The organism is Vibrio albus, from assembly GCF_003144035.1.
GTDB lineage: Bacteria > Pseudomonadota > Gammaproteobacteria > Enterobacterales > Vibrionaceae > Vibrio > Vibrio albus.
In genome coordinates, this window is sequence record NZ_QFWT01000009.1 from 48,476 (window position 1) to 72,769 (window position 24,294).

A 24,294-nucleotide genomic window follows, 5' to 3' on the forward strand; every position below is an offset into this window, starting at 1 on the left:
TCGTCTTTACAACAACATCCAGGTAACCTAATTACAACATTGGCCATTTTTTGCATTAAATGGCGTTGTAGCGGAGTTAGTTCTTGAGTGCTTTATTATTATCGAGAACATTAGGGCGTGTTTCATAAAACAGAGCTGGATTAACTTCCCGTCGGTTATTCTTCTTTACTATTTTTTAACTTAAAAACACCCTTCTCCTGATAAGAAAGCCGCATGTTACCGGTGATTTATCAAATCAGAGAATGGCTTCCTGTCTATGCATTGATGGTAAAAATGCTCGTGAGTTACGCTCTGTAACAAACCGTAACAGATGGCAAAAAGGCATTTACACCTCCACACTGGAACCGGTAACATAATTTTCATTGAATGCCTTTGGTTGTGAAATATACCGTTTTAATATGGGCCACTTAATTTTCGATGAAAAATTGAGCCATCGTATAAATCATCGGAAAAACATATCGTTAGTAAATGCATCAATATTCACTGCAAATGATAAGTGTGATCTGAGTAATATTTTCTTACAAAGTTTTCGGCTTTTGTAGAAAATTATGTGATGTGACGATATATTTCGAGCCAAAGACTACTAATAAGAAAATTATTCCGAGAGCTGACTCACATAAACAGCCGTTCATAACATGAAACATCATTAACCCTCAAAAATAAGGCATACACAGATATGCCACTATGTTCATTTTTCAATAAATACATTTCAACTTAATGAGGAGCACAAAATGAAGGGCTTTTTTAGTAAGCTTTCACAAGCGTTGATGCTGCCAATCGCCTTGCTGCCGGCTGCTGGTATTATGCTTGGTATCGGTGGTAGTTTCACCAACGAAACAATGATCAACGCATATCAAATTGATATGCTGCAAAACGGCACGTGGCTAAACAGTTTTCTACAAATTATGACGGCTGCGGGCGGTATTGTTTTCGCTAACCTTCCGGTTATGTTTGCACTGGCTATTGCAGTCGGTTTTGCAAAATCAGAAAAAGGTGCAGCAGCAATTGCAGCACTGATCTCATTCCTGGTTATGAACGTTGCTATTGCTAAGACTCTGGTTGTAGGTGGCCTGGTCGAAGGTGGTGCAGTGGTTCTGTTCGGTGACACATACAACGGCCTGTTGACCAGCACTCTGGGTATCAACGGTACACTGAGTATGGGTGTATTCGGCGGTATCATCGCTGGTGCGTTCACTGTTATTCTGCATAACAAATACCATGACGTAAAACTACCAGATTACCTGGGTTTCTTCGGCGGCGCTCGTTTCGTGCCAATCGTATGTGCATTCTCTGCACTGTTCTACGGTATCGCACTGACTTTCATCTGGCCATTCATCGGTGCCGTATTCGGCTGGGTTGGTGGTGCACTGGGTGAAATGACAGCGTCTGGCCACGGCTACATCGCATCTTTCATCTTCGGTATCATTGAACGTTCACTGATCCCAATCGGTCTTCACCACGTATTCTACCTGCCTCTATGGCAAACAGACATCGGTGGTATCGCTAATATTGCTGGCGAAGCAGTGAAAGGTACTCAGAACATCTTCTTCGCATCACTGGCTAGCGGCGACTTCTCGCAGTTCACTTCAACTAACTTCATGACCGGTAAATTCTCATTCATGATGTTTGGTCTGCCTGCTGCGGCTTACGCTATGTACACACTGGCTGACGAAGAGAACAAGAGCGCTGCAGGTGGTCTGCTATTCTCTATCGCACTGACTGCATTCCTGACAGGTATCACTGAACCAATTGAGTTTACATTCCTGTTCCTGGCTCCTGCTCTTTACTACGCAATCCACGTACCACTGGCTGGTATCTGCTTTATGCTGATGGATATGCTGAACGTTAAAGTAGGTATGACCTTCAGTGGCGGCTTCATCGACTTCGCTCTGTTCGGTGCTCTGCCTGGTATGACTGGTGTTCAGAACAACTGGTACTTCATCCCTGCAGTAGGTGTGGTTTACGCATTCGTTTACTTCTTCGCTTTCCGCTGGTTTATCATTAAGTTCGACGTGAAAACTCCGGGTCGTAAAGGCAGCGCAGTTGCAGTCGTATCAAAACAAGACTACCGCAATGCAAAAGCAGGCGCTGGCGACACAGCAATGGCTGACGCAATGATCGAAGCACTTGGCGGCAAAGAAAACGTTGTTGATGTAGATGCATGTATTACTCGTCTGCGTATCACTGTTAAAGATGGTTCTCTGGTTAAAGAAAACGATCACTGGACAACTAACCTGGGCGCGAAAGGTCTGGTTAAAGTTGGTGACACTGGTATCCAGGCTATCTACGGTGCACAAGCTGCAACTTACAAAGCACAAATTAACGCTCGTCTGGGTCAATAATGCTTTTAGGTTTCAAGTATCGGCGAATAGGTTCATTCCTTATTGATTTAGCCATCGTCAGAATGTTCGCCCAACTTGGCATACAGGTGTACTTCGGTATTGTCACTTATCTGGGTAAAGGGGCCGGTGTGTCCCTTTCCTTAAGCGACAACATCACCCTGCCTGTATTGCTGTTGTTATCAGTGATGGTTCTGCTGCTCTTTATTGGTGTATACGTTGGCTATCACTGGCTGTGTTACAGGTTGCTGGGAAATTCTCTGTCGAGATATTTCCTGCACATTAAAGTAGTTTCAGGCAATGATAAGCCTCTGACACAAAGCCGGTATTTGAAAAGGGAATTTGAGAAGGTATTGCTGTGTGTTGCCACGGTAGGCATGTATATGTTTTACAGCGGCGCTCAATTTGTGGCTTTTGGTTACCAGCCTTACCATGATAAGCGCAATCACACGAAAGTTGTAGATGCCTGACAGGCGAGAGTATCGCTTTTATCCCCCTTTATTTAAAATGCACACTATCTGATAGTGTGCTTTTTTGTTTTCTGTAAGCGGAAATCAGTAAAGCCATTCTACTCCTCAACAATCGCCTGCTTCGGACATTCATCGACACAGGCACCACACTCAGCACAATGCTCCGCACTTATTTTATAGGGCTTATCCTCGATGATGGCACCGTCAACCGGACAGCACTCCTTGCACTGACCGCAGCTATCACACTCCATGGTTATTTTAAACATGTTACATCCTCTATAACTGAACGTGTCTAAGTAGCAAATTGCTGCAAATCAAACACGATACGCTCTCCCCCGCGAACCTGATCACGAAGGTGAGCCAGTTTGGCATCCAGAACTGACAACTGCTTAAGACCGGCACGCTCTTCCTCACTAGTGGGAATAACGGCAGCAATACCCCCATTTTGGATAACCAGACGACGATCACCAGACAGTGCCAGTAGCGGATCATGGGTAGCAATAAGCACCATTTTTTCCTTTTTGACCAGCAGTTCCAGAGCCCGTAACCGATCCACCCCTGCATTTTCAATCTCATCAATAAGCACGATGGGTGATGCGCTGAGGCACGCCACATCGGCTATCATCAGGGCTCGGGACTGGCCTCCAGACAATGCTGTAACTGGTGTTTCCATAGAAAATGGTTCTCCAGCCAGCTCTACTGCCAGGGTAAACACCTGCTCCACGCTTGCGGCCACATCGCTGACAAGACGACTCTCTGCATGCATGGAAACAAATTCCCGAACCGTCAGATCCATAACAAAATTCATGTTCTGGGAAAGTTGGGCGACGAGTTGCTGATCACCAGACATACGCTTTTCTTCGTCCGGAACCTGTCCGTCCAGCAGAATCTGGCGGCGTGACGGTGTATCTTTCTGAGCCAGACTTTCGATGTCCGCCAGTAGTTGGCTCTTACCTGAGCCCGTCGGCCCTACGATGCAGATAACCTCTCCCGCCCGGATTTCTAAATCCTGATCCTCGGGCCGTCCTTGCTTATCAAACCCGGCTTTTACCGTCACACGTTGGATGCTGGTCTGGCTCTGTGCCTGAAAGAGCTGCATCTGTTCAATAAATTCCTGACATTGGTCTATCAGCGTCTCTATTGTCAGTTCAAACTGACTCAGATGCTCATCAGGCAATCCATTCAGGAATTCGGCAAGCGTCTCCTGACGTACGGAAATATCCAGAGCCAGTGCAGTAAAAAAATCCCGCAGATAAGGATACTCCGCCAGCAGTTGCGGCAGTGGTCGCTGTAATAGGTCATTCCGGTTCATGAAAAATCCATTGTCTTGATGTTACCAACCTGGCAGTCAGGGCCGATACGGGTTTCTCCCAGACAGTAGGAGCATAATGCAGCCGGCATGACGAATCTGAGCCGCATATCGTTGAGCGTATCCACCTCCTGAGCCGCAAGCAGATGACGCTGCAACAGCAGCCCCCCCTGCCCGGTTAAACCGTTCACTGGTAGTACGGCCGCCCGTGAGTTAACCTGCCGCACACGAAAAGCAAACACTTCGCGCTCTGCCTGCGACACGATGTCGCCTTTGGTAAGAACCGCGAGATCGGCATGCTTAAGCATGGGCCCGATCTTTCGGGGAGTGTGTACCCCACTTAAATGATCCAACACACAAACCGCCAGAACGTTTTTAATATGAGGTGAACAACGGTTACACAACCCGGCACTTTCACTTACCAGCAGATCAAGGTCTTTTTCCCGCCCCCACTGTACGGCACCTTCAATATTGGTGATAAAGAAATGATCCGGACATAAACCACCAGCCAGACCCGTTTTGACCAGAATACCGGATTCACTGTAGCGAAGGTGGTCATCGCTGGTCAGACAGTCGAATTTGACCACACCGACTTTCAGGCCCTGAGCAATCAGAGGTTCAATAGCACGTAAGATCACCGATGTTTTACCACTGGATGGTGGCCCGGCAAAAGTGACTAACTTCATAAGCTCTGCGCCTCAGCAATCGAGTCTAAAGCGCGCTGCAGGAAAATATCATCAATATCCCGATTCACTGTCAAAAGATCCTGTTCACGCAGAAAATCCCAGCCCAGCCACATTAGCGGTTTATCCTGTAATTCGTTACTGACTTCTGCATGCGGTACCGGGAAACGGGCACCGCCCATGCTTCTGGCCAGTTCCTCGCCAGTCAGATAGTCGAGTACCGGTTTTAGAGTATTAATGCGTGATGCTTTTACCTGCAGGGTTACCGGACTTGCTAAAGCCCCCTCCTCCGGCCAGACGATCTGCATACGCTCCTGATGTTTAACCCTGTGAGCAAAGAACTCAGGCATAACATAGATAGCACCGGGTGCGTTTTTATCTATCTGCTTAACCATCTGGGACGGGTGTTGCCCCTGCAATACATTGTCAGCAAGACGGCGCAACCCTTCATCACCATGATTAAGATAGGTAGGCAAAAGTACCGCGTGACAGAAGAATTCACTGCCGCCCCTTAAGGTGATTGATCCTTTCCATCGCGGGTGAAGTAAATCTTCCCAACTGGTCGGTATAGGCCGATCGCCAAGCTGATCGGTATTGACGACAATAACCAGCGGATTGACACCTAATACGGAATATTGTCCCTTAGGATCAAGTATGCCGGCCTGCAGGTAACTGGTGCTAGGCTTCACCTGACCGTAACCAGTAAATGCACCGGTATCAACAAAGTTCTGCTGAAACCAGCGCCCGTAGAAAGTGTTGAAATCCGACGACACAATAATATCCGGCAGCTCATCTGGACTCTTCACCTTCGATACATAGGAATAATAAGAGAGTTCCTGGTTTAAGTTGCCTTCTACAGCGTATTGGATATTTAAATCCTGGCTGTCACGCAGGGCTTCCATAAAACTGGACACATCACGACTGAATGGCACTTTCAGACCACAGGGCATAAGTGCCAGCAGGCTTAGTCCCGCCTGCTGCTCTAGACTGGGAAGTCCCGGAGCCTCCAGAGGCGCTTCGGTACAAGCCACTTCACGTAATAAGCGTACAAAATTATCCACATCCAGCGATCGGGTATGTAACGCCGTAGACAGCGTAAGAAAAGGCCCCAGTTTTCGCAGCCCATCCTCACTGACCAGAGCCTCAAGACCATGACTCACAAAGACACTCCGCGTTTCCGGATAAGCGGTAATAATGTCTGCGATTTTAAGATTAGCATGGAGCGGGGTGGACATAGGCTCTCCCTGTCGTCTGAGATTGGTAAGTAAACGAATACTTGAAAATGGTTTTTACTTACGTTGATCTCAGCATGAATCATACCATCCTCCTAAGGTACACCTTTAGTCGCCGAAAGCCTGATAAGATCGGTGGTTCAATCCGTTTATACCGGTGGCTGAACAACTTAGCCCAAAAAGGTAACGAACAAGAAGATGACATTTTGTCAGTCAGAATGTCGGTTTTGTTTCAACGCAAGTGGAATTTAAGCTCATCAAGTACTTAAGGCTCCCCCCTGCTTTATAAAGATCAGTTTATCTATAGAATGAACGGCTATAGGTAAACAGAGCTTATAAGGCGTACAATCAGAAAGTCTAAACAAATCAAATAAGAATACCATGAGCACAAAATCAACAATGATGGATAAAAATGCCGCCTTACCGGGTCGTTTGTCACCGATGCCAGTTATTGAACCGCATTATGTGAATCACACAGATTTAACCCAACCAGCAATAGAAGGGCAGGAGGAAATTCTGTTCGGCATGGGATGCTTCTGGGGAGCAGAACGTCTGTTCTGGCAACTGGAAGGCGTCATTTCTACATCCGTCGGATACAGTGGCGGCTACACACCAAACCCCACTTATAAAGAAGTCTGTACCGGCCAGACCGGACACGCAGAAGTTGTCCGGGTGATCTTTGATCCGCAAGTGATTTCTCTGGACAAACTACTGAGCTATTTCTGGGAAAATCACGATCCAACTCAGGGGATGCGACAAGGGAATGACCTGGGGACTCAGTACCGTTCTGCCATCTACACCTTTACGGAAGAGCAGCAACAAGCTGCCCTGCGAAGTAAGCAAACCTACCAGGCCGCTCTGAACGCACACTCCGAAGCCCAAATCACCACAGAGGTGGCTCCGGCGGGCAACTATTATTTTGCCGAAACCTACCACCAGCAGTATCTGGCCAGAAACCCTGATGGATACTGTGGCCTTGGCGGCATTGGGGTTTGCTTTCCGCCCGATCTGGCCTAACAAAATTACCGACTGTCGGTAAGTTCAGCATAGGACAATACCGAAAGCATAAAAGGTAACGGTCACTCTCCTGTTGCTCTACTCAGCAACAGGAATAACTTGCCTTCACTCACATCTGTGTAAAGAATTTATCTATTACATTCTCATCAAACCATTATAATAGTTCGGACTGAGAAAAACCGTTGAACAAGGCACACAAGAATATAATAAGCTATCTTTATATCAATGGCTTCCATAAATCAGAACGACTGACAACCTAACCGAACATAATAGAAAATAGCCTTTAATCTATTGATTTTAAAAAGGTATCACTATGCCCCTCAGTTCAAAAACACCCGATCATCTAAAACCTTCTATCATTTTCCAATTACAGAAATCAGCCAGATTTGAACTCTTTTTGGGATTAGCGATTGTCGTGTTATTGATTGCGTTAAGTGTCTTTCTGAAAATAGAGCTTATAGAAAAATTCTATGCGTTCACCAGAGCACATGAAGAGTGGGAACTGGATGAGCTTTTTTTAAGCTTATTCTGGCTTGGCCTCGGCGCTATTATTTATGTGATCCGCCGGATGAGAGACATTAAAATCCTCAACAGAGAAATTGTTAAACACGCCTATTATGATCCTATTACTCACCTGCCCAATCGGACATTAGCGCTAGACAGACTGGAAAAACAGATCCATAGTGCCAAGAGGCATTCTGAGCACGTTGTTGTGGCTTTTCTGGACTTTGATAATTTTAAAGCCGTTAACGATACCTACGGCCATGATGTGGGTGATGCACTCATAAAGCAAGTCGGTTCCCGGCTGTCCAACGTTATCCGCTCTGATGAGACTATCGCTCGCCTTGGCGGGGATGAGTTTCTTCTCATCGCAATGTTTAAACATAATTTAGGTGATGTGCCTCGGCTATTGTCCAGAGTACAAGCGACTCAAGACAAACCCTACATGATCAACAATCAGGCATTTAACATCCAATACAGTATCGGAATTTCGACTTACCCTGAAGATGGTGAAACATCTCAGGCGTTGATTAAAGCCGCTGATATTGCAATGTATAAAGCAAAACGTAAAGGTTCTGGATACTACGCTTTTTACTCTGAAGATCCGAATAAGCCAACCCAGACCAATTCCAGTCATTAGATGTCAGTGTACTACTCCATCATTCCTTCTGATTACAGGGACATGGCGTCTGACTGACGGGCAATAATCTCAGCCCGGAACCAGTTTTTAGTTTCGTAACCTTTTTTTTCCAATTTATTTAGCATCAGTTTCGCCATCTCTTCCCCGACACCATGAGTATCGTAACGCAACGTAGTAATAGATGGCTTGCTGTAACGGCTCAGCTCATAATCACCGTAACCGGCAATGGCGATATCTACGCCCGGCTGGTAACCCAACTCCTCACAGGCGGCAATCGTACCCAGAGCCATCGTATCGTCTGCGCATAAAATCGCGGTCGGACGTTTCGCCAACGACAGGATCTCTTTCGCCATTTTTATCGCATCAGCTTCATTCAGCTCACCATTGAGCAATAGCTTCTGATCCAGCTCAAGACCTGACTCCTCAATGGCTTTCTGATAGCCCCTTTTACGAGACTGAGACAAGGTCAGTTCAATCGGTGCATCCAGAAAAGCGATACGCTTATGCCCCATGGCAACCTGACGTTTGGTCAGTTCATAGAATGCCTGTTCATTATCCACATCGACGAAGCTGTCTGTGGCAAAACTTTCATCATAGCCATGACAGATATAGGGAAAGCCTTTTTCCTCCAGCATAGCAATTCGCTTGTCATTACTCCGTGTCCGGACTATAAACAGGCCATCAACCAGACCACTCTCAACAAAGTCTGCGTACACTTTGCATTCATCCTGGAAATCAGCCAGCGTCGTTACTATCAGCTGATAATCATGCCGGGCGAGAAAACCAGATGCTCCGGCAAGCACTTTTGAAAACGCAGGCGAAACAAAGATTCGGGAATTAGACGGCAGGATAATACCAATATTCCTCGATTTCCCGGACGCCAGCCTTCTGGCCGTTGGGTTCGGCTTGTACCCCATCTCCTGAGCGGCCTCAAGCACCTTTCTGCGAGTATCCGGATTCACGTCCTGATAACCGTTTAAAGCACGTGAAACGGTAGACTTTGACAGCCCTAAAGATTCTGCTAATTTTTTTATTGACATAGTTTTTGGCTTATTCTTTTCATTTCGGCATGCACTTTATTCATTCCCGGATAACGCCTGTTTCAGGCCTTCAATATCAAATCCGCTCTTCTGTTTCAGTATCAAACAGCAGGACACGGGACAGGTCAACCAGAAGATCCATCGTATGGCCCCGTTCGACCTCAGAACGCAAATCCAGACGAGCCTTAACGTCTTCTCCGCCAATCTCAAACAGGACTTCCTTGTCAAAGCCCATAGGCTCAACCAGGTTAATTTCGATTTGTTCAAAATGGAACGTACTGGCACTTTCTGCAAAGAACGCTTTGTCATTAAAGAAGTCGGGGCGAATACCTACCTTCACCGCTCTTCCTTCTTCTGCAATGTCATCGGTCAGTTTTACGCTGGACAATAAGTTACGTGGTAACTTAAATTGCCCCAGTTGCAGGTATTCATTGTAGAGCGTGCCATCAATAATATTCATCGATGGTGAACCAATAAACGTCGCCACAAAGATATTTGCCGGATTCAGGAAGATCTCCATCGGCGAGCCGACCTGCTCAATGATACCATCGCGCAGTACCACCACTTTATCCGCCAGTGTCATAGCCTCGACCTGATCGTGAGTCACATATACACTGGTTCGGCCAAACTTATGGTGGATCTGTGCGATTTCGGTGCGCATATGATTACGCAATTTAGCATCCAGGTTAGACAGAGGTTCATCAAACAGGAAGCAATCTGCATCACGTACTATTGCCCGCCCCATCGCAACGCGCTGACGCTGACCACCAGACAGATCGGCGGGTTTACGTTTCAGGTACTCTTCCAGCTTCAGCATTTTGGATACATCCTGAAGGCGACTTTGTATCTCCGCCTCATTCATTTTCAGGCGGCGCAATGCAAACACGATATTTTCTTCCACCGTCTTATGCGGATAAAGCGCGTAGTTCTGGAACACCATCGCAATATTGCGGTTTTGAGGTTCTACGTCATTGACCACACGATCACCAATGGTGACTTCACCGCTCGTCGCCTGCTCAAGCCCGGCTATCATACGCAGAGTCGTTGACTTACCACAACCGGACGGGCCAACCAGCACCACAAATTCACCATCTTCTATGTTCAGACTGATGTTCTTAACAACCTTAGTCTCGCCATAGTTTTTAACAATATTTTTCAGAGAAATCGAAGCCATAATATTAACCTTTCACACCGCCATCAGTTTTCCCGCCATCCATATGGCGCATTGCGAATAAGAAACAAACGATCACCGGAGCCAGAGTCAGCATTGACGCCGCCATGATACGATCCCAGATAGCATTTTTAGACACAAACAGCTCCTGGAGGGCCAGAGGCAGGGTATAAAATTCTTTGAACTGCTTTAAAAATACCGACGCGAACAGGTACTCGTTCCAGCCGATAATGAAACAATAAATAAACACTGTGGCCAGCATAGGCAGAGACAGTGGCAGCACCACTTTCCAGATCGCTTCCTTACGTGAATACCCATCCATCATAGCCGCTTCTTCCAGCGCAAAAGGAATGGTGCGGAAATAGTTCCCCAGCATGTACAGCGCAACCGGTAGTGTCTGAACGATATAGATAGCAAACAGACACAGAACGCTGCCCCACATGCTGCTCGCCAGACCGATATTAACCGCCATTTGATACAGTGGCACCATCAGCAGAACACCACCGACCATGTACACAAACAATACCGATCGCTGCACAATCACCTGACCACCAAACCGCAACCGGCTTATTGAGTAGGCCCCCATAACCGCAAAGATCAGCGATATCACTGCAGCACCGGCAGACAAGGCAAAACTGTTCAGCATAAAGCGGCCAAACGGGAAAACATCCTCATTACTGGTAAATTTAGCCAGAATAGCGTCCTTTTTTGCCTCAGGAAGCTTAGGATTCTCCAGTATTTTCTGAATCGCCGCAGGCACTTCCACCTGCTTCGGCTCTGTCAGCCCCAGCAGCTCTTTATAGGCGTCCAGATTGACTATTTGCGGGATAAGAGAAGGATTCCCCCAGTCAAACTGATGCTTGAGCGAAGTCGACAGGATCTGCGCAAAAGGAAGCAGGCAAAAGCTGACCAGCAAAAATATGGCCAGTACAAACCCGATACGCCCTTTAATGGTCTTTTTTCCTAGCATAGTCAGTTACCACTTAAGAATTTTCTTCACATAGAACCAGATCAGAACACACAGGACGCTGAACTGAATCACCGATGTTGCGGCCGCCAGCCCCTGATCAATCACCCCGGTAAATGCCTGGTAATACGTAAACACAGGCAGCGTTTCTACATTCGGAGCCAGCAGGAACACATCTTCAAACCGGTTCAGGTTCCATATAAGGCGTAAGATAACCACCGTCGCCAGTACAAAATAGATTTCCGGCAACGTGACATGGAAAAAGCGCCCTATCGGACCGTAACCATCGATCGCCGCTGCTTCATACTGATCCCGTGGAATAGAGGTCAGCTTGGACAGGATCAGCAGATAAGCGATCGGAAAGTGTTTCCACACATCAAAAATGATCACCACCCACACGGCGGTGTCAGGGTCACCGATAAGATTGGTTCTTGAATCCAGCAGATGCAGCACATCCACCACCAACCAGTTAAATACACCGTTGACCGGGTCAAAAAGAAACTGCCAGCCAAATACTACTGAGATTACCGGAGCGAAATATGGCATAAGTATCGCTGCACTCACCAGCCCGCGGCCTCTGAAGGGATGACGCATCAACAAGGCTACCGCTAAACCCAGTAATGTCGTTCCTGCTACAGTCCCTATCAGATAGATAGTAGTTGTCGCGATAGAGGCGTAATAGTCCGGATTCGACAGCAATTTTGCGTAGTTTTCGAGCCCGACAAACAGCTTATCACCGTTCAGTTTGACGTCGAAAAAACTCAGATACACATTAAACGCAATCGGATAGAGAATCAGCAGCCCGATAATGCCGAGGGTCGGCGCGACCAGTTTCCAGCCAAACCGTGCTTCTGCCCGCTCTAATGGAGTCATGGGGTTTTCCTTCTTAATTTGGGGTGTACCGGGTACACCCCATTTTAAGTACTAGTCTGCAATCAATTGCTTCATTTCATTCTCGGCCCAATCGAGTGACTCAGTGGTGCCTTTCTCTTCGATAACCGCACTGTAAATCATTCGTGGGATAATCTGCTTAGAGAAAATCTCACCGGATTTAGGGAAAGCCTTTCCATCGACCACAGAGAACGTTTTGATATTGTCAAAACCGGCAATGATTTCCTTGATGGACTCTTTGCCATACCGCTTGAAGATACCTTTCGGATCATTCAGGAAGTCATCCGTTTCAGCGATATCCCTCAGCATAGGCAGATGCCCGCCGGGAGCCATATGAGAATACGCCACAACCTGATCTTTCTCATTCATGTATTCGATAAACGCTTTGGTCGCGTCGACTTCGGCTTTACTGTCGTTTTTCATGATAGAAAATCCAACCAGAGTGCCAAAGGTAGAAGGCGATGTATGTGTAATGGTTGGAGCCAGACGGGTGTTTTTCACCAGATCCGGATCGAAGGTGGCCCCTTTCAGATCAGAGAAGTTTTCACTTCCCAGAGAACTCGCTGCCGCTTCAGCCAGTGCAATGTCATCCATGATGTAGGTCGAGTAAAAGAACATGGCCAGCTTACCCTGCAGATAGTAATCACGGGCACGCCAAGTTTGCGGACCCGGAGGAGTGTACTTAGACAGCTCTTTGTAATAATTAAGTACTTCTTTCTGGGCTTCAGAGTTGAAGATCAGATTGCCGTCTTTATCGAACTCGCCTGCGTCGTTAGACAGCGCAAACTGAGTGTAAACCTGCTCGGCAAAACTATCGGCTTTCGTGCCGATTAAAATACCGTACTGGTTTTCTTCTGGTTTATAAAAATACTGAGCCGCTTTCTGAATATTTTCCCATGTGGTTGGTGGCTCAAGGCCAGCTTTTTCAAACCAGTCGGACCGATACCAGATCCCCTGAACCCAGCCACGATATGGCACAGCAACAAATTCATTTTTGGCCGGATCCTCAACCATTTTCAGCGCGCCGGTATAGAAGCGATCTTTACCAAGTTGGTTTACCACATCGGTCGTCGCGCCCATATCAACAATACCTTGTTTAGCAAAAGCCAGCGACAGGTTAGAGCCAACTTCAATCATATCCGGTAGTGTATTGGACGCTGCCGCTGCCGCCATTTGCTTCGGCACATCGTTCTCATCCACTGCCACAACCTTGATATCAATACCCGGGTTCAGCGCTTCAAATACGTCCGCCATTACCTCAATGGTCTGCATCCGGTCAGACTGTGTCTGAGTTGTCCAGTATTCCACTGTTGTCGCATAAGCCGATCCTGATAAGGCCAGCCCTGCAGCAGCAAGTCCAAGAGTCAGAGTGTTTTGTTTCATCATGTTATCCCTTTCTAATTAGGAATTATCTTGTTATGAACAGGCCTGTTAGCTGGCCCTTGCCGTTATTGGCTCAGCCACATTACCTGATATGGCTGTACAGTAAGCCTGCCTGAGGCAGGCTTACCAGAAATTAAATCCCGCTGTATCCCTTCCAGTAACGAACGGGTATCCAGCTCAACCGCCTCACCGGAGATATTGATCACGACTGCGATACGTTCACCACGAACGAAAGTGACCAACTGATTACCCGATCTCACTACCCGTTGTGACGCATCCGGTGCGAAAGCACTTTCCTGTTTGCGAATGGTCAGTAGCTGCTTAAACCGCTTCAGTACCAGTGTCCGGCGGGAAGTCTCATCGCTCAGTTCCTTCTCTACCTGATTACGGTCCAGTTTTTCCCGGTTGATTGCCCGGTTATAACCCAGCTTATCCAGACCATCCTGATCATTCTCCGAGCCCAGCAGGCTATGAATATAAATACCCGGCACACCGGCCATAGAGATAAGGATGGACTGTGCGGCCATAAAACGATTCAGGTTGGTATCATCGTCTGAATCTGCGTCACAAATCGCATCAAAATAGTTAATATTCAGTTCATAAGGGCTTTGGGTCCCATCGCCATTATCTTTATAAGAGACCCGCCCCCCGTTCCTCTGCACCACGGTCAGTAAATTCTCAACCTGCTCTTTGCTCAGAATACCTTCGACGGGACGAACCCCAATCCCATCGTGTGATGCCAGAAAGTTGAAGAATGTCGTGCGGGCGCTACAAGGCTCAAGGCCAGCCATCCAGTCGACCATTTTTTCACTGTTTCCCGTCTGTAGGGTGTGCAGTGTCAGAGGAGGCAAAGGAAACTGATACACGAGGTGTGCTTCATTTTCTCCGTTGCCGAAATAGCTGATGTTGTCTTTATGCGGCACATTGGTTTCCGTGATCAGTTTGACATGCGGTGCCGCTGCGTCGAGAACCGCCCGCATAGCCTGAACCAGAGCATGAGTCTGAGGCAGATGAATGCAGGAAGTATCCATCTCTTTCCACATAAAACCGATGGCATCCAGACGGATAAAAGAAGCGCCCTGTTCGGCATAGAACAGCAATAACTCAGCGATTTTCTTAAAGACGTCCGGACAACGGAAATTCAGGTCAATCTGGTCTGCGCTGAACGTTGTCCAGATATGCTTCTCACCATGTGCTGTTTTGTAAGGTGTCAGCAGAGGCAGAGCACGTGGACGGGTGACCGAGCTATAACCTCTGGCCGGGTCAGCTTCAATAAAGAAATCTCGGTACTGTGCCTCACCGTTCAGATATCCCTGAAACCAGTCACTGGCCTGAGAGATATGGTTGATAACGCCATCGAACATAAGGTCATAGTCATCCGCCAGTTCCCGGATATCATTCCAGTCACCCAGTTCAGGGTTAATCTTCCAATAATCGACAACGGAAAAGCCATCATCAGATGTGTATGGATAACATGGCAAAATATGTACGGCAGACAAAATACTTTGCACATTAGCATTCAGGAACTGATGCAGTGTTTCTAGCGGGTTTTCTCCTTCCGCCTGAATCGAATCGCCATAGGTAATCAACATTACATCATTCTGATCGACCCACAGCTTCTTACCGGAAAGCCCTTCATACTGACCAATCACCGAAATAAGATCGGGGATCAGCGCATTCAGTTGTTCGGGAGAATACACACCAGCCAGAATCTGCTGCAGATCTTTCTGTACTCGATTTAACGTTACCTGTTCCAGCACCATGTCTTGTTCCACTCGTTATATACACAAGCAAATTTACCCCCAGACAACAAAACCGGTTTTGATTTACTTGATAAAAAATGGTAATAAGAATTACTACCACCGATAAATGACCTAAAACCAAGTCTAGATGGTAAAATCAGTCGATATTTTGAACTAAACCTCATTTTACTCTTTAACCAAAACCGGTTTTGGTTAATCGTGAATTTGATCACTAATCAGACAATATAAGGTTAAATGTACTGCAAGAAGAAGACTGTTTTCCGCTACATTATGTGACTGAGACTAGGGCGAACTGGCGAGCAAATCATAATGAACATACTGTTAATGCACTTCCGTGTTGGGGAAACCGATGGTGTTTCACTGGAAATGGATAAGTGGAAATGGGCACTGAACGCGCTTGGACATAAGGTTTTTTATCTTGCAGGAAGCGCCGGATGTGTCCTGTCTGGTGAAGCCGAACTGGTTCCGGAACTGCATTATCAGGATCCCCTGAATAACACCATCTTACATAATGCCTACGTGAAACGAACCGACTATTCTTCAGAAGCCGAGCTGATGCAAGCCATTGATGCTCGTGCAGAAATCATTGCCAACCAGATTATCAGGCTAATAGAAAAGAGCTCTATCGATATGATAGTCCCCAACAATGTCTGGTCACTAGGGTACCACCTGCCTGCAGCATCAGGTCTGATGAAAGCGGTTGAGGCGACACAAACCCCGGTTATCTGCCATCATCATGACTTTTTCTGGGAACGGGACAAGTACTCACACCCTACCGGGGAAGGAATCACAACCCTGCTAAATACGTTGTTTCCGCCAAAACACCCTTTGATCACCCACTGCGTCATTAACCGCATTGCCCAGAGAGAACTCAAACAACGCCGGAATATTGATGCTACGGTCGTGCCCAACGTATTCGATTTTCAGGGTAGCCACTGGCACCTTGATGACTATAACCGGGATTTACGAGAACGCTTTGGTATCAGAGAACATGATGTTCTGTTTCTTCAGGCAACACGCATTGTTTCGCGTAAAGGTATTGAGTTGGCCATCGACTTAATTCACCGGATCTCACAGCAAAAAGACCGCCTTATCGGGAGCCCGCTTTATAACGGTCAGATTGTTACCCCAAGTAGTCGACTGATACTGATGTTTGCCGGTCAGTGTGAAGAGCCGGATTATTTAGACCGGCTAGTTCAAAAAGCGGATAAGCTTGATGTTGAACTGCTGTTTATCAATGACAGAGTCGCACATTCCCGGACAACCAAGTACGGACAGAAAGTGTATTCATTATGGGATGTCTATTGTCATGCCGATATTATTACCTATCCCAGCCTGCTGGAGGGCTGGGGAAATCAGTTTCTGGAAGGGTTGGTCGCTAAAGTACCGATGGTGGTTTACCGTTACCCGGTTTATGATCAGGACATCGCTGATTATCAGTTCAATATTATTGATTTGGGGAACCAGCACAATATTGACGAATACGGGCTGGCAACCATAACCCCAGAACGGCTTAATAAGGCCGCCGATGACACCGTAAACTTCCTCACTGATATTAAGATGAGAAAACAAATGGTAGAAGAAAACTACGCTATCGGGGAAACGTCTTTTTCTTATCAGGCATTGAAGGAAAACCTCCACACTATTTTTCCTGATTAAGATTTCGGTATTAGCTAGGTGGCCCTATATCCTCAGTTAGCCTTCCTCTCAAAATGATAACGTTTACAATAAAACCGTACCAACTCGGCTATTACCCTATAGAGTAATCCTATTATAAAAAGGACAAATAGTGTAAACGTTTCCATTTCATGAGTAAGATCACAGCATCTTCCTGTCGACCGCTGATAGACTCAACCTACTTTCAACAGATTTGCGAACAACTGATTAGGGCGTGTTGACGTTTCAATGTCGCCTACGCAAATAAAGGCAAAACTACAGAGATCGAAAACTATGAACTCATTAATCCAAAGCGTTAAAAATTCGTTTGCTGACGTATTTAGCTATACCCCGACCCATGTCATTCAGGCTCCCGGACGCGTAAACCTTATCGGCGAACATACCGACTATAATGACGGATTTGTGCTGCCCTGTGCGATTAATTATCAGGCGATCGTCGCAGCGGCTAAACGCAGTGATGATGTCGTTCGGGTGGTGTCTGTTGACTATGGGAATGAAGTGAACCAGTTTGATCTTAATCAGGAAATTGAGTTTCAAGCCGATTGCATGTGGGCTAACTATGTTCGCGGTGTCGTAAAATGTTTACTTGGCAGAGGCTACAAGCTGGGCGGAATGGATATCGCGGTAAGCGGTAATGTCCCTCAGGGAGCAGGCCTTAGTTCTTCTGCCGCTCTTGAAGTCGTTATCGGTCAGACATTTAAAGAACTGTATCGATTAGATATTTCTCAGGCAGAGATTGCACTGAATGGTCAGCAGGCAGAAAACGAATTCGTCGGCTGTAACTGTGGGATCATGGATCAGCTTATTTCAGCTGAAGGTAAAGATAACCATGCCCTGCTTATCGACTGCCGTTCTCTGGAAACCAAAGCTGTTTCCATGCCTGAAGACATGGCGGTTGTCATTATCAACTCCAACAAAAAACGTGGCCTGGTTGACAGCGAATACAATACCCGCCGTGAGCAATGTGAAGAAGCCGCACGAACTTTTGGCGTAAAAGCGCTGCGCGATGTTTCTATTGAGTTGTTTAATGAGCGTAAATCCGAACTTGATGACGCGGTAGCCAAACGCGCCAGACACGTTATTACGGAGAATGACCGCACAGAAGAAGCCGCCAAAGCGCTGGAGTCTGGTGACATGAAACGTATGGGAGAACTGATGGCTCAGTCTCATGCCTCTATGCGTGATGATTTTGAGATTACCGTGAAAGAAGTGGACACTCTGGTTGACATCGTCAAGGAAGTGATTGGTGATGTAGGCGGCGTTCGCATGACTGGCGGTGGCTTCGGTGGGTGTATCGTCGCATTAGTTCCGCCATCACTGGTCGACAATATTAAAGAAGCCGTGGAAGCCCGCTACGAAGCTGAAACCGGATTAAAAGAAACCATCTATGTTTGTCAGGCTAAAGATGGTGCCGGTCTGGTTGAAGAGCTGTAAGACTTTTTTACCCGGTACGAAAGTAAATAGCCGGTCATACAGACCGGCTATTTGATACTAAGGCAATACCTTTAAGAATCAGTGATTAACTTCTCTGAGCACCGACTAATTCAGCTACCAGATTATCGTATAACGAATTATCCAGAAAATTAGTCAGAGAAATATGCTTCGCACTCGCTGCATGTTTGCGTGCACGGTCAGTCAAATCTCTGTGGGTAACGACAATGTCAACATCACCAGGCAGATTGTTAATAGCCACGTTAGTCACATCAATTTCCAGATTTGCTGCTTCTACTTTCTTACGCAGCAGACTCGCCCCCATGGCACTCGAACCCATACCGGCATCACAAGCAACGATGATCTTGCGAACCGCAGCCATATCAACGTTGGCAGCAACAGGAGCCGCACCTTTAGATGTCGCTTTCATGTCTTTCATCTGGTTAGTCGCTTGTTCCAGAGAGTCTTCATCATCAGTTTGTTTCTGAGTTTTCAGCAGGAACGATGCGATAACGCAAGATACCGCCGCTGAACAGATAACCGACAGGATAACGCCCACAAACGCAGATTTAGGTGTCATCAGCAGTACTGCAAAGATAGAACCTGGAGACGCAGGAGATACCAGACCAGATTCGAACATAACGTTAACGAATACACCCGTCATACCACCACCAATCATGGCCAGGATCAGACGAGGATTCATCAGCACGTATGGGAAGTAGATTTCGTGGATACCGCCCAGGAAGTGGATGATTGATGCACCCGCAGCAGATTGCTTAGCGCTGCCTTTACCAAACATCATGTAAGCCAGTAACAGACCAAGACCAGGACCCGGGTTTGCTTCAATCAGGAAGAAAATTGATTTACCCAACTCTTCAGACTGCTGGATACCCAGTGGTGAGAAGATACCGTGGTTGATAGCGTTGTTCAGGAACAGAATTTTCGCAGGCTCAACAAAAATGGATGTCAGAGGAAGTACGCCTGTCTCAACCAGAACGTTTACGCCAGCCGCCAGGCCACCAGACAGAGCTTTCACCGCAGGACCGATGATCATATACGCGATAATCGCACAGATCATACCGATAATACCGGCAGAGAAGTTGTTCACCAGCATTTCGAAGCCGCTTTTCACTTTACCGTGAATCGCCTGGTCGAATTTTTTGATAGCCAGGCCACCCAGAGGACCGGCAATCATAGCACCAAGGAACATAGGAATATCGGTACCAACGATAACCCCCATGGTTGTTACAGCACCGACAACGGCACCTCGGTCGCCACCCACCATTTTACCACCGGTATAACCAATCAGTAGTGGCAGCAGGAATTTGATCATAGGGCCAACCATGGACGACAGTGTTTCGTTTGGTATCCAGCCGGTTGGAATAAATAGTGCAGTAATGAAACCCCAGGCGATAAACGCGCCGATGTTAGGCATTACCATATTAGAAAGGAATCGGCCAAAGTTCTGAACTTTAACCTTCGCTTCAGGTGATAACATATTAGTACCCCGTTCGATGTTCTATTGTGTTTATGTATTGGTGTTTATGTTTACGGCTTCTGGTAAAAGCCGCTGTTGTTTGCTTAAGACCCACTCAAATTAACACAATAAAATTCAGATTACCCTAAAGCGGACTTTTTGTGATTGAGATTACAAAACCACCAGTGTTCAGACATTTTTATAGTGATGATGTTCACAGTAACAACCTGCAATTGAACTACATTTCATGAAAATACGAATTGTCAATAAATATCATTGGCTTATGATCACATAATTCACTTCCACAGAGGAAAATTATTGGTGACCAAAATCACATTTTAAGCAATAAAAAATAAATTAGAAAAATCAAACGTGATACACATCACTAATATAACCTCATATATCCAGACACAAAAAAGTCAATCCACGCTCGGGTAACAAAATGTAACTTTGTGACAAATTAGTTCTGCTATGCAGTGATTTATTTTCAAAAGGGAAGATAAAAGATGAGGTGTATGAAGGAGAAATATTGAGGTGTACAAAAGAAAAAAGATGAGATGTATAAGGGGGAGACGTTTTCCCCGACCGTAAAGGGACCGGAAACCCTTTACGGCCAGAAAAATGACGGGTATTAACTGTGCTAGTAAAGCGCTTCTACCTGAATAGCTTCTTTACTGTCTTCAGCCAGTTCGCAGTACTTAGCCAGTGTACCTCTGATACCGACAGCCTTAATCGTGTCCTGAAGCTCTACAGCCTGAGGATCATTATCATTGGTATATTTAAGCGCAGCAGCAACACCTTTCAACAAGGTATCATTTGCAGTGCCGTATTCGATTGTGCCACGCAGAGGCTTAATCAGGCGATCGTCTTTACCCAGTTTTCGAAGTGGCTGACGGCCTACACGGTCTACTTCATCCACAAGATAAGGGTTAGCAAAACGACCCAGAATCTTTTCGATATAAGCAGCGTGTTTTTCTCGCTCAAAACCGTAACGGTTAATCAGCACTTCACCACTTTCTTCCATGGCTTTTTTCACATCACTACGGATAGCGTCATCTTCAATGGCTTCACGAACCGTTTTGTGACCTTTCAGGTTACCCAGATACGCCGTCACACAGTGGCCAGTGTTCAGTGTAAACAGCTTACGTTCCACAAACGCCATCAGGTTATCAGTGCGTTCCATACCCGGGATATCAGGGATATCACCTTTGAACTGAGTTTCATCAACAATCCACTCACTGAAGGTTTCTACTGTTACTGCCAGAGGATCCGTCTCGCCTTCTTCAGCCGGAGGTACAATGCGGTCAACCGCAGAATCAACAAATCCAACGAATTCTTCTACTTTCGCTTTAACATCACCGGACAACAGCTCAAATACCGCCTCTTTGAGCTGGCTGGTGCCACGAACCATGTTCTCACAAGCAATAATATTCAGTGGAGCAGTCACTCCGTCTTTCACTCGTTTTTCAAGGCCAGCAGCCAGAGTCTTTGCGATAATCTTTAATACTGTAGGGCCCACAGCAGTGGTTACCATGTCTACTTCAGCAACATAATCCACGACTCTTGGATCGGTAGAATTGATTGCAGTGACACCCGTCACTTGTTCTACGACACAGTCTGCACCGACAACTTTTACCGGATACTCATTTCGCTCAATAAGAGCATTAACGACGGTTTCATTGACATCGGCAAATGTCACTTCAATTCCAGCATCTGCCAGTAATTTACCGATAAAACCACGGCCGATATTACCGGCACCAAAATGCAACGCTTTCATAACTTATCTTCCAAAAAGGTTAAAAATCGAAAAAGAAGGCCAGCCCGGGGGAGGACCGGCCTTAAACTCACTGTTTAGGAGCATGACTCCGAAGTTTGTTAAGCATTTAGAATTCGAAGTACATCATCCGGGTTGGATGTCGTCTTCAAACAGTTAATCGCTTCTTCGTCGTCCAGTGAATTTGTAATAGCAGTGATAACCTGAATGTGATCGTCACCCTGAGCCGCAATGCCAATAACCATCTTGGCTACATCGTCTTCATCTTCACCCCACTGAACACCTTCAGGGAACTGACAGAAAACGATGCCGGTTTCTTTCACATGATGTTTGGTTTCAATCGTTCCGTGAGGAACGGCGATAGATTCGCCCAGATAAGTTGAAACCAGTTGTTCACGTGCCAGCATGCCTTCTACATACTCAGCCGCAACGTGGCCCAGTTTGACCAACTGTTCACCGGCAAAGCGGATAACGTCTTCTTTTGACTTAGGTTCCAGACCCAAGAAGATATTATCGCTGGTCAGTTTCAGTGTACCGTCATTGCTGGAGCTGCTTGTTTCTGCTGGTGCTTCGGCTTTCTCGGCACCACCGTCTTGTGCCGCAACCAGTTCAGCAACTAGGTTGTCGTACAGAGAGCTGTCCAGGAAATTGTTCAGAGAAATGTGCTCTGCATTTGGTGCATGTTTACGAGCGCGGTCAGTCAAATCTTTGTGGGTGACTACGATGTCTACATCACCAGGCAGGTTGTTAATTGCCACGTTAGTCACGTCAATGTTCAGATTCGCCGCTTCTACTTTCTTACGTAGAAGGCTGGCACCCATTGCACTCGAGCCCATACCGGCATCACAGGCAACAATGATTTTACGAACGTCAGCCATGTTAATGCTTGCAGATGCTGCTGCACCTTTAGAGCTGGCTTTCATTCCCTGCATCTGGCTGGTTGCTTTTTCCAGAGAATCTTCTTCATCATCCGTTTGTTTCTTAGTTTTCATCAGTAGTGATGCGACAAAGAATGACACTGCAGCTGCACAGATTACTGAAAGAATAACGCCAATGAATGATTCTTTCGGTGTCATTAGCAGTACAGCGAAAATAGAACCAGGTGATGCTGGCGATACCAGACCTGAATGGAACATAACGTTCACAAATACGCCTGTCATGCCACCAGCGATGACCGCCAGAATAAGACGAGGGTTCATCAGCACATATGGGAAGTAGATTTCGTGAATACCACCCAGGAAGTGAATGATAGAAGCACCAGCCGCAGATTGTTTAGCACTGCCTTTACCAAACATCATGTAAGCCAGAAGCAGGCCAAGACCCGGACCTGGGTTCGCTTCAATCAGGAAGAAGATGGATTTACCCAGTTCTTCAGACTGCTGGATACCCAGTGGTGAGAAGATACCGTGGTTGATGGCGTTGTTCAGGAACAGGATCTTCGCAGGCTCAACAAAAATTGAAGTCAGAGGAAGTACGCCTGTGTCGACCAGAACGTTTACACCTGAGGCCAGGGTAGTAGACAGAACTTTTACTGCAGGACCGATAATCATATAGGCAGCAATAGCGCAGATCATACCAATGATGCCGGCAGAGAAGTTATTGACCAGCATTTCGAAGCCGCTTTTCACTTTACCATGAATGGCAGCATCAAACTTCTTAATGGCAAGACCACCCAGAGGACCGGCAATCATAGCACCCATAAACATTGGAATATCGGTACCGACAATAACGCCCATTGTTGTAATTGCGCCGACAACGGCACCGCGGTCGCCACCTACCATTTTACCACCGGTGTAACCGATGAGCAGAGGCAGTAAATATTTGATCATTGGGCCAACCATGGAGGCCAGTGTTTCATTTGGCATCCAGCCGGTTGGAATAAATAGTGCGGTAATAAAGCCCCAGGCGATAAATGCGCCGATGTTAGGCATTACCATGTTAGAAAGGAAACGGCCAAAATTTTGTACCTTTACCTTCGCTTCTGGTGATAACATATACGTACCCCGTTCGATGTTCTACTGTGTTCGTGTGTACGGTTTCTGGTAAAAACCGTTGTTGTTTGCTTAAGACACATTCAACTTAACACAGCATCTCATGTATGGCTTCTGAACGGGTTTTTCGTGATCTAATTCAAAAAAAATATTGGGGCAGAATATTTTTATAGTGATCAACATCACAAATAGACTCTGTAATTAAACTACAAATTCCAATTTTTATAAAAGTCAATAATAATAAAAGAACTTACATCACGTTTTTATTATTTTAATTGAACAGGTGTTAGTGATTTGAATCACAAATTAAATCATAAAAATAAAATTTATGACTTGCAATGTGATATTGATCACAATGATAGATTTATTTCATTCTATAAAATAAATAATAAATATTCCTCGCTTCCTTCATGTAATTTTTTAACGTGTCCAGGGCATGTTGGCGTTTTATATTTCACCCTACTGAGAGCTATTTTTTCTGATAGCAGGCAGAAATTGCAGTAACTAGTGGGTCTAATGACAAAAGAAACAACAGGAA

The 24,294-nt window shown here is 46.2% G+C and carries 18 protein-coding genes and 1 pseudogene; 6 read left to right on the forward strand and 13 right to left on the reverse strand.

Annotated elements, in window-relative coordinates; genetic code table 11:
- The first annotated feature begins 731 nt into the window (after nucleotides 1-731).
- Both DI392_RS15160 and DI392_RS15165 read left to right on the forward strand, forming a co-directional pair.
- Nucleotides 732-2,342, forward strand: a complete 1,611-nt coding sequence (locus tag DI392_RS15160) for a PTS transporter subunit EIIC (protein WP_109320538.1) — start codon at nucleotides 732-734, stop codon at nucleotides 2,340-2,342.
- Nucleotides 2,342-2,809, forward strand: coding sequence for an RDD family protein (locus DI392_RS15165; RefSeq protein WP_109320539.1), 468 nt, complete (start codon nucleotides 2,342-2,344; stop codon nucleotides 2,807-2,809). The genes DI392_RS15160 and DI392_RS15165 overlap by 1 nt, the downstream gene beginning before the upstream one ends.
- A gap of 98 nt (nucleotides 2,810-2,907) precedes the next feature.
- Here DI392_RS15165 and DI392_RS15170 read toward each other — a convergent pair whose 3' ends face one another.
- The 4 genes from DI392_RS15170 to DI392_RS15185 are packed head-to-tail and all read right to left on the reverse strand — an operon-like array spanning nucleotide 2,908 to nucleotide 6,036.
- Nucleotides 2,908-3,075, reverse strand: a complete 168-nt coding sequence (locus DI392_RS15170; RefSeq protein WP_109320540.1) for a DUF362 domain-containing protein — start codon at nucleotides 3,073-3,075, stop codon at nucleotides 2,908-2,910.
- Nucleotides 3,076-3,101: 26 nt separating this feature from the next.
- Nucleotides 3,102-4,121, reverse strand: coding sequence for an ATP-binding cassette domain-containing protein (locus tag DI392_RS15175; protein ID WP_109320541.1), 1,020 nt, complete (start codon nucleotides 4,119-4,121; stop codon nucleotides 3,102-3,104).
- On the reverse strand, nucleotides 4,118-4,804 hold the full coding sequence (locus DI392_RS15180; protein WP_109320542.1) for a GTP-binding protein: 687 nt from the start codon (nucleotides 4,802-4,804) through the stop codon (nucleotides 4,118-4,120). Before DI392_RS15180 ends, DI392_RS15175 begins: the two co-directional genes overlap by 4 nt.
- A complete protein-coding gene (locus DI392_RS15185) occupies nucleotides 4,801-6,036 on the reverse strand; it encodes an ABC transporter substrate-binding protein (protein WP_109320543.1) in 1,236 nt (411 codons plus the stop codon). Before DI392_RS15185 ends, DI392_RS15180 begins: the two co-directional genes overlap by 4 nt.
- Nucleotides 6,037-6,414: 378 nt before the next feature.
- Here DI392_RS15185 and msrA point away from each other — a divergent pair, with 378 nt between their 5' ends.
- Together msrA and DI392_RS15195 are read left to right on the forward strand one after the other, a co-directional pair.
- The gene (msrA, locus tag DI392_RS15190; RefSeq protein WP_109320544.1) at nucleotides 6,415-7,050 is read left to right on the forward strand and encodes a peptide-methionine (S)-S-oxide reductase MsrA; all 636 of its coding nucleotides are present in this window, start codon (nucleotides 6,415-6,417) and stop codon (nucleotides 7,048-7,050) included.
- Nucleotides 7,051-7,363: 313 nt separating this feature from the next.
- Nucleotides 7,364-8,191: a GGDEF domain-containing protein gene (locus DI392_RS15195; protein ID WP_109320545.1), complete on the forward strand. Its 828-nt coding sequence runs from the start codon at nucleotides 7,364-7,366 to the stop codon at nucleotides 8,189-8,191.
- Between the two features lie 32 nt (nucleotides 8,192-8,223).
- Here the strand turns inward: DI392_RS15195 and DI392_RS15200 are convergent, their stop codons facing one another.
- The 6 genes from DI392_RS15200 to DI392_RS15225 form a co-directional block, all read right to left on the reverse strand.
- Nucleotides 8,224-9,231, reverse strand: coding sequence for a LacI family DNA-binding transcriptional regulator (locus DI392_RS15200; RefSeq protein ID WP_109320546.1), 1,008 nt, complete (start codon nucleotides 9,229-9,231; stop codon nucleotides 8,224-8,226).
- A 76-nt stretch (nucleotides 9,232-9,307) separates the two neighbouring features.
- Nucleotides 9,308-10,405 carry an ABC transporter ATP-binding protein gene (locus DI392_RS15205; RefSeq protein ID WP_109320547.1) on the reverse strand — a complete coding sequence of 366 codons (1,098 nt, stop codon included), beginning with the start codon at nucleotides 10,403-10,405 and terminating at the stop codon, nucleotides 9,308-9,310.
- Nucleotides 10,406-10,409: 4 nt separating this feature from the next.
- A complete protein-coding gene (locus DI392_RS15210; RefSeq protein WP_109320548.1) occupies nucleotides 10,410-11,372 on the reverse strand; it encodes a carbohydrate ABC transporter permease in 963 nt (320 codons plus the stop codon).
- 6 nt (nucleotides 11,373-11,378) lie between these two features.
- A complete protein-coding gene (locus DI392_RS15215) occupies nucleotides 11,379-12,242 on the reverse strand; it encodes a carbohydrate ABC transporter permease (protein WP_109320549.1) in 864 nt (287 codons plus the stop codon).
- A gap of 51 nt (nucleotides 12,243-12,293) precedes the next feature.
- The gene (locus DI392_RS15220; RefSeq protein WP_245884090.1) at nucleotides 12,294-13,646 is read right to left on the reverse strand and encodes an ABC transporter substrate-binding protein; all 1,353 of its coding nucleotides are present in this window, start codon (nucleotides 13,644-13,646) and stop codon (nucleotides 12,294-12,296) included.
- A 62-nt stretch (nucleotides 13,647-13,708) separates the two neighbouring features.
- Entirely contained in the window at nucleotides 13,709-15,406 is a 1,698-nt protein-coding gene (locus tag DI392_RS15225) for an alpha-amylase family glycosyl hydrolase (RefSeq protein WP_109320550.1), read from the reverse strand.
- A 309-nt stretch (nucleotides 15,407-15,715) separates the two neighbouring features.
- Here DI392_RS15225 and DI392_RS15230 point away from each other — a divergent pair, with 309 nt between their 5' ends.
- Both DI392_RS15230 and galK read left to right on the forward strand, forming a co-directional pair.
- On the forward strand, nucleotides 15,716-17,065 hold the full coding sequence (locus DI392_RS15230; RefSeq protein WP_109320551.1) for a glycosyltransferase family 4 protein: 1,350 nt from the start codon (nucleotides 15,716-15,718) through the stop codon (nucleotides 17,063-17,065).
- 291 nt (nucleotides 17,066-17,356) lie between these two features.
- A complete protein-coding gene (galK, locus tag DI392_RS15235; protein WP_109320552.1) occupies nucleotides 17,357-18,517 on the forward strand; it encodes a galactokinase in 1,161 nt (386 codons plus the stop codon).
- A gap of 94 nt (nucleotides 18,518-18,611) precedes the next feature.
- Here galK and DI392_RS15240 read toward each other — a convergent pair.
- The 3 genes and pseudogenes from DI392_RS15240 to DI392_RS15250 all read right to left on the reverse strand — a co-directional run.
- Nucleotides 18,612-20,012: pseudogene (locus DI392_RS15240) on the reverse strand (PTS mannitol transporter subunit IICBA); the annotation flags it as partial.
- 619 nt (nucleotides 20,013-20,631) lie between these two features.
- Nucleotides 20,632-21,768 (reverse strand): mannitol-1-phosphate 5-dehydrogenase, encoded by a 1,137-nt coding sequence (locus DI392_RS15245; RefSeq protein WP_109320553.1) that lies wholly within the window; start codon nucleotides 21,766-21,768, stop codon nucleotides 20,632-20,634.
- Between the two features lie 98 nt (nucleotides 21,769-21,866).
- On the reverse strand, nucleotides 21,867-23,759 hold the full coding sequence (locus tag DI392_RS15250) for a PTS mannitol transporter subunit IICBA (RefSeq protein ID WP_109320554.1): 1,893 nt from the start codon (nucleotides 23,757-23,759) through the stop codon (nucleotides 21,867-21,869).
- Nucleotides 23,760-24,294: the final 535 nt, after the last annotated feature.

What these genes read in the sequence shown, in the direction of transcription:
- DI392_RS15180 (WP_109320542.1), bottom strand. Translation starts at nt 4,804, where the DNA reads ATGAAGTTAGTCACTTTTGCCGGGCCACCATCCAGTGGTAAAACATCG.
- DI392_RS15185 (WP_109320543.1), bottom strand. Translation starts at nt 6,036, where the DNA reads ATGTCCACCCCGCTCCATGCTAATCTTAAAATCGCAGACATTATTACC.
- DI392_RS15250 (WP_109320554.1), bottom strand. Translation starts at nt 23,759, where the DNA reads ATGTTATCACCAGAAGCGAAGGTAAAGGTACAAAATTTTGGCCGTTTC.
- DI392_RS15205 (WP_109320547.1), bottom strand. Translation starts at nt 10,405, where the DNA reads ATGGCTTCGATTTCTCTGAAAAATATTGTTAAAAACTATGGCGAGACT.
- DI392_RS15230 (WP_109320551.1), top strand. Translation starts at nt 15,716, where the DNA reads ATGAACATACTGTTAATGCACTTCCGTGTTGGGGAAACCGATGGTGTT.
- DI392_RS15245 (WP_109320553.1), bottom strand. Translation starts at nt 21,768, where the DNA reads ATGAAAGCGTTGCATTTTGGTGCCGGTAATATCGGCCGTGGTTTTATC.
- msrA (WP_109320544.1), top strand. Translation starts at nt 6,415, where the DNA reads ATGAGCACAAAATCAACAATGATGGATAAAAATGCCGCCTTACCGGGT.
- DI392_RS15195 (WP_109320545.1), top strand. Translation starts at nt 7,364, where the DNA reads ATGCCCCTCAGTTCAAAAACACCCGATCATCTAAAACCTTCTATCATT.
- DI392_RS15220 (WP_245884090.1), bottom strand. Translation starts at nt 13,646, where the DNA reads ATGATGAAACAAAACACTCTGACTCTTGGACTTGCTGCTGCAGGGCTG.
- DI392_RS15225 (WP_109320550.1), bottom strand. Translation starts at nt 15,406, where the DNA reads ATGGTGCTGGAACAGGTAACGTTAAATCGAGTACAGAAAGATCTGCAG.
- DI392_RS15210 (WP_109320548.1), bottom strand. Translation starts at nt 11,372, where the DNA reads ATGCTAGGAAAAAAGACCATTAAAGGGCGTATCGGGTTTGTACTGGCC.
- DI392_RS15215 (WP_109320549.1), bottom strand. Translation starts at nt 12,242, where the DNA reads ATGACTCCATTAGAGCGGGCAGAAGCACGGTTTGGCTGGAAACTGGTC.
- DI392_RS15165 (WP_109320539.1), top strand. Translation starts at nt 2,342, where the DNA reads ATGCTTTTAGGTTTCAAGTATCGGCGAATAGGTTCATTCCTTATTGAT.
- DI392_RS15160 (WP_109320538.1), top strand. Translation starts at nt 732, where the DNA reads ATGAAGGGCTTTTTTAGTAAGCTTTCACAAGCGTTGATGCTGCCAATC.
- galK (WP_109320552.1), top strand. Translation starts at nt 17,357, where the DNA reads ATGAACTCATTAATCCAAAGCGTTAAAAATTCGTTTGCTGACGTATTT.
- DI392_RS15170 (WP_109320540.1), bottom strand. Translation starts at nt 3,075, where the DNA reads ATGTTTAAAATAACCATGGAGTGTGATAGCTGCGGTCAGTGCAAGGAG.
- DI392_RS15200 (WP_109320546.1), bottom strand. Translation starts at nt 9,231, where the DNA reads ATGTCAATAAAAAAATTAGCAGAATCTTTAGGGCTGTCAAAGTCTACC.
- DI392_RS15175 (WP_109320541.1), bottom strand. Translation starts at nt 4,121, where the DNA reads ATGAACCGGAATGACCTATTACAGCGACCACTGCCGCAACTGCTGGCG.